Source organism: Ferrimonas aestuarii (genome assembly GCF_005116665.1).
Classification (GTDB): domain Bacteria; phylum Pseudomonadota; class Gammaproteobacteria; order Enterobacterales; family Shewanellaceae; genus Ferrimonas; species Ferrimonas aestuarii.
Genome location: NZ_SWCJ01000010.1, coordinates 106,218 through 119,369 on the forward strand (window position 1 = coordinate 106,218; position 13,152 = coordinate 119,369).

Below are 13,152 nucleotides of genomic sequence, written 5' to 3' on the forward strand. Positions count from 1 at the left end.
TTTTTGTGTGTGTTTGCCGCCGCATCTGCGGCGAAATGGTAAAGCCCTAAACATGAACCAAGATAAACTGACGCTGATCAAAGACAGCATCAAAACCGTTCCAGATTACCCGAAGCCAGGCATCATGTTCCGTGATGTCACCTCGATGATGGAAAACGCCGAAGCGTTCACTGCATCCATTGAGCTGCTAACTGAGGAGTTTTCTGGCCTAGGCATCACTAAGATCGTGGGCACCGAAGCTCGCGGCTTCCTATTTGGTGCACCACTAGCCATCGCTTTGGGCGTAGGTTTTGTGCCTGTACGTAAGCCTGGAAAGTTGCCACGTAAAACCATCGGCCAGTCTTACGACTTGGAATATGGTCAGGACACTCTAGAGCTGCACGTTGACGCCATCGAAGCTGGCGATAAGGTACTGGTTGTTGATGACCTGCTGGCCACCGGCGGTACCATCGAAGCTACTGTTTCTCTGATTCGCTCTCTGGGTGGTGAAGTTGAACACGCAGCATTCGTTATTTCTCTGCCTGACTTGGGTGGCGAAGCGAAGCTGAAAGATCTGGGTCTGAAAATCACCACTCTGTGTGAATTTGAAGGCGACTGATCGATAGCCCGTTGCTCTTGTGGCGATAACTCACTGCGTCTTAGTAAGCGGAGTGATTTCTCGCCATAACTGGACAACAGGTAAAAAGCCGGGCAATGCCCGGCTTTTTTGTGCCCAGAGATTGTGGGGCAGCTTTAACCCAAAACTGCCTCCCTGACGAAGGTCAGGGCCCAGTGACTTGGTTTTGAAAAGGTAACCTATCCGTTGCCGCTTAAGACTCAGATACCTGCATTCACTTGTTATCATGAGTTTTATCACGTTAGTCGATTTCGCCTCCCTGACGAACGTCAGCGGCCAGTGACTTAAGTGTGCTTAAGTGGCTATCTCCCTTTCTTTATTTGGCTTTATTACCTCAATCCTCACTCTACCCTCAACAAAACGCTGAACTTCCGCCCACTCTGATGCCCTAGGCTTTTTGTGGTTGGTCTGCCATGTTACTCTGCAATAACTTGGCGTTTCGCCACCTCAGATTTTTTGGAATACACCATGGCTTATCAGGTTCTGGCGCGAAAATGGCGCCCGGCCAATTTTGAACAAGTGGTAGGGCAACAGCACGTATTGCGAGCCCTCACTAACGCGCTAGAGCATGACCGTCTGCATCACGCCTACCTGTTTACCGGCACTCGAGGTGTGGGGAAAACCAGTATTGCGCGTCTTTTTGCGAAGGGTCTCAACTGCGAACAGGGCATTACTGCGACCCCTTGCGGTCAATGCAGTGCCTGCCAGGAGATCAGCGAAGGCCGCTTTGTTGATCTCATGGAGATCGACGCCGCGTCTCGAACTAAAGTCGATGATACCCGTGAGATTCTGGATAACGTTCAGTATCAACCGGTTCGTGGCCGCTTCAAGGTGTACCTGATTGACGAAGTGCACATGCTTTCCCGCCACAGCTTTAACGCGCTGCTAAAAACCCTAGAAGAGCCGCCACCGCACGTGAAGTTTCTGCTGGCCACCACCGATCCGCAGAAATTGCCCGTAACGGTGTTGTCTCGCTGCTTGCAGTTTAATCTGAAAGCGCTGTCGGCCGAGAAGATCGCGACCCATCTAGACAAGGTTCTTACGGCGGAAGGCGTCAGCCATGAGCCGCAAGCGCTGCAACTGCTTGCCAAAGCGGCTGATGGCAGTGTGCGTGATGCCATGAGCCTGACGGATCAAGCCATCGCCCACGGCGATGGCGGCGTGCTGGCGGAGCAGGTCCAAGCGATGCTTGGCACCTTAGATTCCAGTTATGCCTTTAAACTGCTGCAGGCGTTGGTTGAGGGGCAGATGGATCCTATGATGGCCACCTTGCAGGAGATTGAGCAGTTTGCCCCAGATTATGATGAGCTGTTAAAACAGCTGATGGAGCTGCTTCATGGCATCGCCATGACGCAGTTCTCGGTCACTGCTGCTAAGCTGGCTCATCAGCCACAACAACTGTTGCCCTTTGCTCGCAGTTTAAGTCGCGAGCAGGTACAGCTGTGGTATCAGATGCTGGCTCAAGGTCGTAAAGATCTGGATGTGGCGCCGGATGCTAGAACCGGTTTGGAGATGACGCTTTTGCGAACGCTGGCATTCTCTCCTGTGACCGAGGTGGCCCCTCTGCAAGCCGGGCAACCTGTAATTAGCCCCCCTCAAGTGATTGCGGCTGCGTCATCGTCAGTCGTGCCAGCTTTGGAGCAACCGCAGTTAGCGACTTCGGCATCGGCACAACACACTCAGCCAATGTCGCCTCCGACGACCGTCTCTGCAGCGCAAGAAGCCTCCGTTGGGGCTCAAGATGAGCACACCTTGGCGGCCGAACAGCAGATGTTGATGGCGCAAGCGGAGCAGTTGATGGCTGCGCCTGAAGACGTCACGGATACGGTGTCTGCTGCGAGTGAGGCTGTGCCAGAGCCCGCCGTGGCCACTGACCCTGAGTCTGAATCCGTCAATCAAGCGCCTGAAGCCAAGCAGCCGCCAATGACGATAGACGCTCCAGCTCAGGCCGAAGCGAGTGAGCCGTCGAGCCCTGCTGAGCCGACTTCAAGCCCAACTGAGCCAGCTCCAGAGCCGGAGACCTCTAAACCCATGAGCCTGATGGAGCGCGCGCTGGCAAACCGGCAGCGCCTGAGCTCTCGCAATCAGGACTCAGATGCAAAAAAGACGAGCCCCCAACAGGGGGCGGATGATTCAGCCAGTGCGGTTGCACAGCGACTGAAAAAACGCACGCCGCCACCTCGGCCAGAGCCGGTAGCTGAACCTGTTGGTGACTCAGTGCAGCCAGAGCCCGACTCCGGTCAGCCAGCGAATGCACCAAGCGTAACGACAGCTTCGCCACCTGAGCCGGTCAATGAGATGCCGGCGCACCTGAATGACGCCCCGCCGATGGAACAGGACATTCCGCCCTGGTTGCCACAAGGGGAGGCCCAGTATGAGCCTCAAGGTCAACCTGAGGTCTCAGTACCGGCTGAGGCTGAGCCTCAAGTGGCGGCAGCGCCGGAGCGCCCGTCACCTCAACCTGCGGCATCAGCGGCTGTTGCAACTCAACCACCGGCGATACCAGAGGTCGTTGAGACTAAGCAGGCTCAGCCGCAAGACATGGCGTGGTTCCAAGCCATTTTTGATCTTGGTGTTCAGGCTCGAGCTCGCCAACTGGCGATCAACTCCTTGATGGATCGCGATGGCGACAGCGTCAAGCTGCTGTTGCGACCTGAGCAGCGCCATTTGATGCACGACTCGGTGGTCACCCAAATCACTCAACGTATGCATGAGCTATGGGGAGAGGGCATCGAATTGCAGATTGAGGTCGGGCAAGACGATGGGCGGGAAACGCCGCTGCAGATTCGTCGCCGTCTCCATCAAGAGCGTTTGGCCGAGGCCAAACAAACCTTGCTGAATGATGAGCATGTGAACTGGCTCATTCAGGAATTTGATGCACAGTTAATCGATGAATCGATTAACTACAAATAAACTTAATGATTGACGGATGATCCGTTAACATAGCCGCTTTAATGGCTCAAACAGTAAAAGAGAGACCGAGATATGTTTGGTAAAGGTGGAATGGGCAACCTGATGAAGCAGGCCCAGCAGATGCAAGAAAAGATGCAAGAGATGCAGGCTGAAATTGCCAACATGGAAGTCATCGGTGAATCTGGTGCGGGTATGGTTAAGGTAACCATGACCGGCAGCCACAGCGTTCGCCGTGTTGAGATCGATCCATCTCTGATGGAAGACGACAAAGAGATGTTGGAAGATCTGATCGCAGCCGCATGTAATGATGCCGCTCGCCGCGTCGAAGAGACCTCAAAAGAGAAGATGGGCGCTCTGACCGGTGGCATGGGTTTGCCTCCTGGTTTTAAAATGCCATTCTAATGAAATTCAGTCCTCTGGTTGATGAGCTGATCAAAACTCTGCAGTGTTTGCCAGGGGTTGGTCCGCGGTCTGCCCAGCGCATGACGTTTCAATTGTTGGAGCGCGATCGTGTGGCAGGGCAGAAGTTAGGGCAGGCGCTCTCCAATGCGATGAGCGATGTTGGCCACTGCAGTCGCTGCCGTACATTTACAGAGCAGGAGCTTTGCCCTATCTGTGCCAGCAGTCGCCGTGGTGAATCAGGCCAGATCTGCGTTGTGGAGTCACCCGCTGACGTACTGGCCATTGAAACCAGTGGCCAGTTCTCCGGTCGTTATTTCGTCCTGATGGGGCACCTGTCACCTCTTGATGGCCTTGGGCCCGATGAGATTGGTTTAGACAAGCTGGCGGCGCTGATTCGTGAAGAGCAGCCGCAAGAGCTGATCTTAGCGACCAATCCGACGGTCGAAGGTGATGCCACCGCACAGTACATTGCAGAGATGTGCAGAGATGACAACATTCGAGTGAGCCGAATTGCCCATGGCGTACCTGTGGGCGGCGAGCTGGAATACGTTGATGGCACTACCTTAGCGCTGTCTCTGACCGGTCGACGCGAACTCTAACTCGCCACCGATTTGGATAAAAAATCCCGCTCCTGAGTAGCGGGATTTTTTTTGTCTACTACACTGTGGTGGAGATTTTATGAATCTTTGTTTGAATTATTAATAAAACAAAAGCTTAGAAAACTTCGCATAGAAGACGAAGAGTTAGGGGTAGAAGTTATGGATGACGATAAGCTGTTTGATCTGATTGAACAAGCCTACGACTGCGCCGTTGACGGTCAGTGGTATGCCCTCCTTGAAAATGTGTCCTCTGCATTTTCCGATTCCAAAGCCTTTGTTGGTGCCTCCCGAAAATCCAGTTCTGGTCAGCAGCTGCTGTGCGGCACTCATGACCTAGACTCGCTATTGCCCGGGTATATGAAAGAGATCCACCTCGATCCGTGCGCCGCCCATGCCTTGAAGGTTCCTCATAAGCCGCTGCTGCTGAACAATGAGCTTAAAGCCGAGGTGGAGCAGTCTCCGGTGCACAAATGGTATCGACAGATGGAGGTGGACTTCGCCATGGGGCGAGTTTTACCCCAGCCTAAGACTTCTGCCGTATTTGGCGTTAATCGCAGTGCTCGCCAATGTCAGTTTACCCAAGCTGAATATGAGGCGTTTGACCTGCTATCAGGGCATATGGGGATGGTCTTGAAATCGGCTCACACTCTAGGGGATCTGGTTCGAGAGCGGGTGAGTCAATGGCAAGCCGAGCACGTAAAAGGAAATCCAGCCATTGCCATTGTTCGAAAAAATGGCAGCCCGGTTTACATCAGTGCGAAAATGGAACGTTTGGTGGACGGCACCGGTCCCTTTAAATGGCAACAGGGGGCGATGACCCTTGAGAACGCCTTAGAGGCTAAAAGACTGCAACAGGCCCATGACAATGCCATATCCGGTGCGGTGCGAACTCGACTGGGCAGTTCTATTCCCGTTGCCGACCAGCGATTGCAGGTGATTCCTCTCTCTGCGGCCGTGTATGAAAATGCCAGTTTGTGGCTGATCTCGTAGGGCGACTGCTGTTTCTCGTGGGCAACTAACCATGTTGGTTGTTAATTCCTCCATTAGCGAATAGCAGAGTCTGAGTGAGTTTTAGCCTGTCGCTCAGCGCTCTCGCACGACATTTTCTGTTTTAGCCGACTTTTTTCTAAAGATTGCTTGAAAAGCCATTGGATGTCCCCATCTTTTTGAAAGATGACATTGATAGGTAATTCTTAGGAGAAAATAGGATGTCCGTGCAACAGGAAACCCATGGCTTTCAAACAGAAGTGTCTCAGCTACTCAAGCTGATGACCCACTCACTGTACTCCAACAAAGAGATCTTTTTACGTGAGCTGGTCTCCAATGCTGCCGACGCTGCGGACAAACTGCGTTATCGTGCCCTATCAGATGCGGAGCTTTATGCCGGTGACGGTGAGCTGAAAGTTCGCCTAAGTGTGGACAAAGACGCCGGTACTCTGACCATCAGCGACAACGGCATCGGCATGAGCCGTGATGAGGTGATTGAGCACCTGGGCACCATCGCCAAATCCGGTACTGCGGATTTCTTTTCAAAGCTTTCCGGTGATGCTGCCAAAGACTCCCAGTTGATTGGTCAATTTGGTGTGGGCTTCTATTCGGCGTTTATTGTGGCTGACAAAGTGACCGTGCGTTCACTGGCGGCTGGCTTATCCAGCGAGGCTGGTGTGGAGTGGACCTCTGCCGGTGAGGGTGATTTCACCGTTGCGACCATCAATAAAGCGCGCCGTGGTACCGACATCATTTTGCACCTGCGTGATGACGAGAAAGAGTTCCTCGAAGAGTTCCGCCTTAAGTCGGTAATTGGCAAATATTCCGATCACATCTCCATTCCCGTTGAGATGTGGCAAGAGGGCGAGCCTGAGCGTGAGCAAGACGGCGAAACCATCCCAGCAACAGAAGGCCAGTGGCAAGCGATCAACAAGGCTACTGCGCTGTGGACTCGTGGCAAATCTGAGATCTCCGATGAGGAGTATCAGGAGTTTTATAAGCACATCGCCCACGATTTCGAAGATCCACTGAGCTGGGTGCATAACAAGGTGGAAGGTAAGCAGGAGTACACCTCGCTGCTGTACATTCCAGCTCGCGCTCCGTTTGATCTTTATAACCGTGACAACAAGCATGGCCTGAAGCTCTACGTGCAACGTGTGTTTATCATGGACGACGCCGAGCAGTTCATGCCGTCCTACCTGCGCTTTGTTCGTGGTTTACTTGATTCCAATGACCTGCCTCTGAACGTCTCCCGTGAGATTCTTCAGGACAACCGCACCACTCAGAGCCTGCGCACCGCATTAACTAAGCGCGTTTTGACTATGCTGGAGCGCATGGCTAAGAACGATGCTGACAAATACCAAAAGTTTTGGAATGAGTTTGGTAACGTTCTGAAAGAGGGCCCTGCGGAAGATTTCAGCAATAAAGAGAACATCGCTAAGTTGCTGCGTTTTGCCTCGACTCACACCGACAGCAGCGCCGAAACCGTGTCGTTGGCCGATTACTTAGAGCGTGCTGGCGAAGAGCAAGACAAGATCTACTACATCGTGGCTGATAGCTATCAAGCGGCCAAGAACAGCCCACACCTTGAACTGCTGCGTAAGAAGGGCATCGAAGTGCTGCTGATGTCTGAGCGCATCGACGAGTGGCTGATGAGCCACCTGACTGAGTTCGATGGTAAGCAGTTTGTTTCTGTTACCCAAGGTGACCTCAAGCTTGAAGAGACCGACGAGGAGAAGGCGGAGCAGGAGAAACAGGCCAAAGAGCACGAAGGCTTGTTGACCCGAGTTAAAGAGGCTCTGGGTGACAAGGTGAAAGAGGTGAAAGTCTCTCAGCGCCTGACCGACTCGCCTTCCTGCATCGTGACCTCTGAGCAAGACATGTCTAGCCAGATGGTGAAGATGATGAAGGCCATGGGCCAGCCGGTACCTGAGGTGAAGCCGGTATTCGAGTTAAACTTAGAGCACCCTCTGGTCGCTAAGTTAGATCAGGAGCAGGATGAAACTCGCTTTGCCAAGTGGAGTGAACTGCTGTTGTCTCAAGCGATGCTGGCAGAACGTGGCAGCCTAGAGGATCCATCTCAGTTTGTGGCGCAGTTAAACAGCCTGTGGCTGGAACTTTCTAAGTAAACGAATAGAGCAAAGCCGGAGCCAGTCTCCGGCTTTTTTAAAGGACACAAGATGCAAGCTTCCATTATTGATGCCAATGCGCAAAACATTCAGCAGTTGGTAGAGACGTCGGCCACTCAGCCGGTGGTGTTGAATTTTCATTCAGCCCAAGCCCCTGAATGTCAGCCGATTACCCAGAAGTTGATGGCAATGGCCAGTGAGCGAGCCGGCCAATTTGTGCTGGCAAACGTGGATTGCGATACCCAGATGGAGCTGGCGGGCTATTTTCGAATTCAGGCTCTACCGACGGTGTTGGTGCTAAATCAAGGGCAAACCGTTGACGGCTTTGCGGGTCCTCAACCTGAGGCCATGGTGGAGCAACTGCTCGAAAAGTATCTACCTAAGCTATGGCAGTTAAAATTAAATAACGCCAAAGAATTGTTGGATCAAGGTGAAACTAGTGAGGCGGTATCTCTGTTGAGGGAAGCGCTTCAGTTGCAGCAAGATGCCAGTGTTTATAAAGCTTTGGCAAAAGCTTATCTAGCGATGAAACGCAGTGATGACGCTGAAGAGGCATTAGGTCACATCAAGCTTGAAGATCAAGATGGTGAATATGCCTCACTGATGGCGGAGTTAGAACTGGCGCAGCAAGCGGCGGATACGCCGGAAATACGCGATCTACAGACCGCAATAAAGTCGCAACCTAATAATACAAATTTGGTGGTTGAGCTCGCCGTGGCCCTCAATCAGGCGGGTAGACAACAGGAAGCGCTTGAGGCATTGTTCGCCTTATTGCGGTCAGATTTGACCGCCGCCGATGGCGAAGCAAGACGGGTATTTTTGGATATCGTCAATGCACTGGGGCAGACAGATCCCACGGCGAATAACTTTCGAAGAAAGTTATACAGTCTGTTGTATTAAGACCGCTAGGGGCTAAGGCCGTTAGCGGCGAAGTTGTTGATTGGTAAAATAAAGTTACCAATATTGAGGCACCCTGCCACTCTACGACTGGTGGGTAAAGGGCGATTCGTCTGTAATTTTTACGTCTTGGCAAGATAGATGGACAAGAAAAGGTCAAAACTCAGAGTTGGCCGTTCTTCAAATCGACTCATGCCTATGACAAGATTTGTGCCCGTTGAAACGATAAAAGCAAATTAGAGGAGAGTCGAATGCGCATTATCCTGTTGGGAGCGCCGGGCGCCGGTAAAGGTACTCAAGCACAGTTCATGATGGAGAAATATGGGATCCCACAGATCTCCACCGGAGACATGCTGCGCGCTGCAATCAAAGCGGGCACGCCACTGGGTTTGGAAGCCAAGAAGGTGATGGACGCTGGCCAACTGGTTTCTGATGAGATCATCATTGGTCTTGTTAAAGAGCGCATCGCTCAAGACGATTGTGCCAAGGGTTTCCTGTTGGATGGCTTCCCTCGCACACTGCCTCAAGCTGACGCCATGAAAGACAACGGCATCGCCATCGACCACGTAGTGGAGATTGATGTGGCTGATGAAGAGATCGTTAAGCGCATGAGCGGTCGCCGTGTTCACCCAGGCTCAGGCCGCGTGTACCACGTTGTGTTCAACCCACCAAAAGTGGAAGGTAAAGACGACGTAACCGGTGAAGAACTGATCATTCGTGCTGACGACGTAGAAGAGACCGTTCGTAAGCGTCTGGCCATCTATCATGACCAAACCAAGCCTCTGGTATCTTACTACCAGCAAGCCGCTGAAAACGGTCTGAACAAGTACCACACTCTGGACGGCACTAAGAGCGTTGCGGATGTGTCTGCAGAGATCGAAGCTCTGCTGGCCTAATCGGCAACGACCACTGAAATGTGATTCAGTTAAAAGCCCGCAATAGCGGGCTTTTTTTGTGGGAATTTCCGATGGTAAGCTTGAGGTAGCTAATAATTTCACGGTTTTTAAACCGAATCGCCCTGAGCTGCGTAGAGGTCAGGTGCACTTTTAATAGGGAATACAGATGACAAGTAACATTGGCGTGTTGCTGGTTAACCTCGGCACCCCCGAGGCTCCAACGGAATCGGCGGTTCGCGCCTTCTTAAAACAGTTCTTAAGTGACCCTCGGGTGGTGGATCTGCCTCGCTGGCAGTGGTTACCCATCCTTAACGGCATTATTCTGCGTTTTCGTCCGAAGAAGGTGGCTAAGGCTTATCAATCTATCTGGCAGGAGCAGGGCTCACCGTTGATGAGCATCTCTTTGCAGCAGCGTGATGCTCTTGAAACGCGTTTGAGCGAGGTGATGGGCATGGATGTGCCCGTTGAGCTGGGCATGACCTATGGCAAGCCATCGATGCGCCACGGCATCGATGCGCTGACTGCCAAAGGCTGTGAGCGCATTGTGGTGCTGCCGCTGTTCCCGCAGTTCTCCTGCTCGACCACTGGGGCGGTGTTTGATGCCTTAGCCGCGGAATTTGCCACCATGCGAACCTTCCCCCACACCCGTTTGGTGCGTGATTACCATAATCATGACGGCTACATCGGTGCGCTGGCGTCCAGTGTGGAGCGACACTGGCATGAGCATGGCCGAGGCCAAAAGCTGCTGATGTCATTCCACGGCGTGCCTAAGCGTTATGTGGATGAAGGCGACATCTACCAGCATCAGTGTTTGGAGACCGCTCGTTTGGTGGCGGAAAAGCTGCAGTTGTCACAAGGGCAGTGGATGGCCTGTTTCCAGAGCCGTTTCGGTAAAGAGGAGTGGTTGACTCCCTACACCGACGAAACCTTGGAAGCGCTGCCGAAACAAGGGGTGTCGAAAATTGACATCATCTCACCGGCGTTTTCCGTTGATTGCTTAGAGACACTGGAAGAGATCGCCATTGAAGGCAAAGAGGAGTTTTTGGAAGCGGGCGGCGAGTCCTATCAGTTTATTCCTTGCCTAAACGCTGGAGCCGACCACATCGATATGATGGTGGACCTGGTGAAAACAGAGGTTCAGGGCTGGCAGTAACCCGCCCTCTGAGACAAACATCGCATTAAGGCCGCACAAAGTATTGTGCGGCCTTTCTATTTACTACTGACTTTTTAATTCCCCGTTATAAACACTGGTATCGCTTTGGTTGCAGTGATAAAATTCCGCGCCAAATCGGCTGGGGTACCTTGGCCGTATTCGGGCTGATATCAGTTCCAATGAGGCAAGTGGTTCACGGCAATGAACTTAAGCTTTACTGGAATTGATATGACTTACCAGGGCGCACCAAGGTGCGGGGTGAGAGCTACAATGCATGGATGTTTACTCTTTTTTTGCCGTGGTTGATGCGCAATGAAATTTCCTGGCCAACGTAAGTCGAAGCACTACTTTCCGGTAGAGGCTCGCGACCCTCTAACCAATGAACTGAATCCCGTTATTCGTCCTAAGAACGTCCACATTACTGGAATTGACCAAACTCTGGTGGATATTGAAGCCAAAGTGGACGACGAGTTCATTGCTCGCCATGGCTTGCGCAAAGGCAACTCGATGTTGATCGATGATGCCACCGCTCATGCGCTTTATGATGAACTGAAAAGCGCGCAGTTGGTCTCCAATGAGTTTGCCGGTGGCACCATTGGCAACACCCTTCACAACTACTCCACCCTGGCGGATGACCGTTCGGTACTGTTTGGGGTGATGAGCCGCAATATTTTGATTGGCAGCTACGCCTATCGTTATCTGTGCAACACCTCTTCACGGGTGGATCTGGACCATCTTGAGCCAGTTGAAGGCCCAATTGGTCGCTGTTTTACCCTGATCAGTGAGTGTGGCGAGCGTACTTTCGCCATCTCTAAAGGGGCGATGGATAAGTTGACGCCTGAGTACATCGATCAGAAGTTGGTGCAGCGGGGCGCAGCTCTGGTGCTGACCGCTTATCTGATGCGAGCCGGTGGTGACCCTATTACCGATGCGGCCATGCGTGCCATTGAGTATGCCAAAGCCGCCAACGTCCCAGTGGTATTGACCTTAGGCACCCGCTTCCTGATTGAAGAAGACCCTGAGTACTGGCAGAAGTTTATTGCTGAGCACGTTACCGTGTTGGCGATGAACGAAGAGGAAGCGGAAGCGTTGACTGGGGATGCCGATATTCTCAGTGCTTGCGATAAGGCGCTGGAGTGGTGCGATCTGGTGCTGCTGACCGCAGGAGCGTCTGGCTTGTACATGGCCGGTTACACCGATGAAGAGGTGAAGCGCGAAACTTCTCACACTCTGTTACCTGGCTCCATCCCTGAGTTCAATCGCTTTGAGTTCTCTCGTCCGATGACCAAGAGTGACTGTGATAAGCCATTGAAGGTGTTCTCTCACATTGCCCCATTCATGGGTGGTCCTGAGAAGATCAGCAATACCAATGGCGCTGGTGATGGCGCGTTGTCGGCGCTTCTGCACGACATGGCGGCCAACCATTATCATAAGATTAATCTGCCGACCTCTTCCAAGCACAGCTACCAAGGGCTGTGTTACTCCTCGTTTGCGCAGATCTGTAAGTACGCCAACCGAGTGAGCTATGAGGTTCTGGCTCAGCATTCCCCGCGTTTGTCTCGTGGCTTACCAGAGCGTGAAGACAGCCTCGAAGAGGCCTACTGGGAACGTTAAGAGCTAACTTTTGATTAATACCCTGACTTGTCAGGGTATTTTTTTGTTTGTTTTTTGCCATGCCTCATTTAGGTTTTCTCTAAATCCCGTCGTTATGTTCATGTGTTCTTTATCAAAGCTAACACCCTGTTTTTGATGTTGTGTGCAATGAGCCAACTTGTTTGTTTCTTGAGCTTAATTAAGCCAAATCCGGTGCTGTGGTTTTTTTATTCAAAGGCGAACAGTACAATTTGGACCTCACAATAGGAGGCCTGAATGAAACGAGTTTTAGTGGTTTTGGCAGCGATGATGTTGTCCGCCTGTTCCAGTACGGCAGTGGTGGATGAAAAGCCGGTGATGTTTGAATCTTTTGATGATTTTCGTCCCGGGCCGGACGGCGGAGTCGACAGAGTGTGGGCGAATGAGCGCTACAAAACCCGCAAACAGTTCGATGACGAGTTGAGCCAATACAACGACGTTCGCTTGGATCGAGTTTGGGTCGTGGTGGATGAGAGTAATCCTCTTAGTGACGATCAGGTAGAGGCGTTGACTCACTACCTAACAGATGCGTTGGAACAGCGGATGGCGGACCATGTGAAAGCGCATCCACAAAAGCAGGCTTCGGATCCTAAGAAAACCCTTAGCCTCAGTTTGGCCATCACCAACATCGAAACGCCGAATCCGATTCTGGCGGTCACCAGTTCGGTTTTACCCTTTGGTTATGGCATCTCTAACTTGGCCAAGGTGACCACCGGCGAATACACCAATGTGGGGTCGGCAACCATTGAGTTGTTGGCGCGTGATGGCGACAGCGGCGAAGCACTTTTTGCGGCAATCGATCATCGCCAAGGGGACAAAGATTTCGGCGAAATCATTGATAGTGTTGATGATATTAAAGACGCCATCGACTGGTGGGTTGATCGCATCGTGATCAGCATCTTTTCGAAAATCGAATAAAAGTTGATGC

11 protein-coding genes are annotated in these 13,152 nt (G+C 52.1%); all 11 read left to right on the top strand.

All coding sequences use genetic code 11. From position 1 onward, the window contains the following. The first annotated feature begins 52 nt into the window (after positions 1-52). The 11 genes from apt to FCL42_RS13595 all read left to right on the top strand — a co-directional run bounded on the left by apt (position 53) and on the right by FCL42_RS13595 (position 13,142). Complete coding sequence (apt, locus tag FCL42_RS13545; RefSeq protein WP_136863956.1) at positions 53-598, top strand: adenine phosphoribosyltransferase; 546 nt, start codon at positions 53-55, stop codon at positions 596-598. A 486-nt stretch (positions 599-1,084) separates the two neighbouring features. Continuing rightward, complete coding sequence (gene dnaX, locus FCL42_RS13550) at positions 1,085-3,529, top strand: DNA polymerase III subunit gamma/tau (RefSeq protein WP_136863957.1); 2,445 nt, start codon at positions 1,085-1,087, stop codon at positions 3,527-3,529. Between the two features lie 72 nt (positions 3,530-3,601). Beyond that, a complete protein-coding gene (locus FCL42_RS13555; protein ID WP_136863958.1) occupies positions 3,602-3,931 on the top strand; it encodes a YbaB/EbfC family nucleoid-associated protein in 330 nt (109 codons plus the stop codon). Further along, complete coding sequence (gene recR, locus FCL42_RS13560) at positions 3,931-4,530, top strand: recombination mediator RecR (protein ID WP_136863959.1); 600 nt, start codon at positions 3,931-3,933, stop codon at positions 4,528-4,530. Before FCL42_RS13555 ends, recR begins: the two co-directional genes overlap by 1 nt. Positions 4,531-4,689: 159 nt before the next feature. After that, positions 4,690-5,520: a hypothetical protein gene (locus FCL42_RS13565; RefSeq protein WP_136863960.1), complete on the top strand. Its 831-nt coding sequence runs from the start codon at positions 4,690-4,692 to the stop codon at positions 5,518-5,520. Positions 5,521-5,738: 218 nt separating this feature from the next. After that, positions 5,739-7,646 (top strand): molecular chaperone HtpG, encoded by a 1,908-nt coding sequence (htpG, locus tag FCL42_RS13570; RefSeq protein WP_136863961.1) that lies wholly within the window; start codon positions 5,739-5,741, stop codon positions 7,644-7,646. 51 nt (positions 7,647-7,697) lie between these two features. Continuing rightward, positions 7,698-8,546, top strand: coding sequence for a tetratricopeptide repeat protein (locus FCL42_RS13575; protein WP_136863962.1), 849 nt, complete (start codon positions 7,698-7,700; stop codon positions 8,544-8,546). Positions 8,547-8,794: 248 nt separating this feature from the next. Then, the gene (adk, locus tag FCL42_RS13580) at positions 8,795-9,439 is read left to right on the top strand and encodes an adenylate kinase (RefSeq protein ID WP_136863963.1); all 645 of its coding nucleotides are present in this window, start codon (positions 8,795-8,797) and stop codon (positions 9,437-9,439) included. A 166-nt stretch (positions 9,440-9,605) separates the two neighbouring features. Continuing rightward, positions 9,606-10,592, top strand: coding sequence for a ferrochelatase (hemH, locus tag FCL42_RS13585; RefSeq protein ID WP_136863964.1), 987 nt, complete (start codon positions 9,606-9,608; stop codon positions 10,590-10,592). 312 nt (positions 10,593-10,904) lie between these two features. Then, on the top strand, positions 10,905-12,206 hold the full coding sequence (locus tag FCL42_RS13590) for an inosine/guanosine kinase (RefSeq protein WP_136863965.1): 1,302 nt from the start codon (positions 10,905-10,907) through the stop codon (positions 12,204-12,206). A 255-nt stretch (positions 12,207-12,461) separates the two neighbouring features. After that, positions 12,462-13,142: a DUF3313 domain-containing protein gene (locus FCL42_RS13595; RefSeq protein WP_136863966.1), complete on the top strand. Its 681-nt coding sequence runs from the start codon at positions 12,462-12,464 to the stop codon at positions 13,140-13,142. The last annotated feature ends 10 nt before the right edge of the window (positions 13,143-13,152 follow it).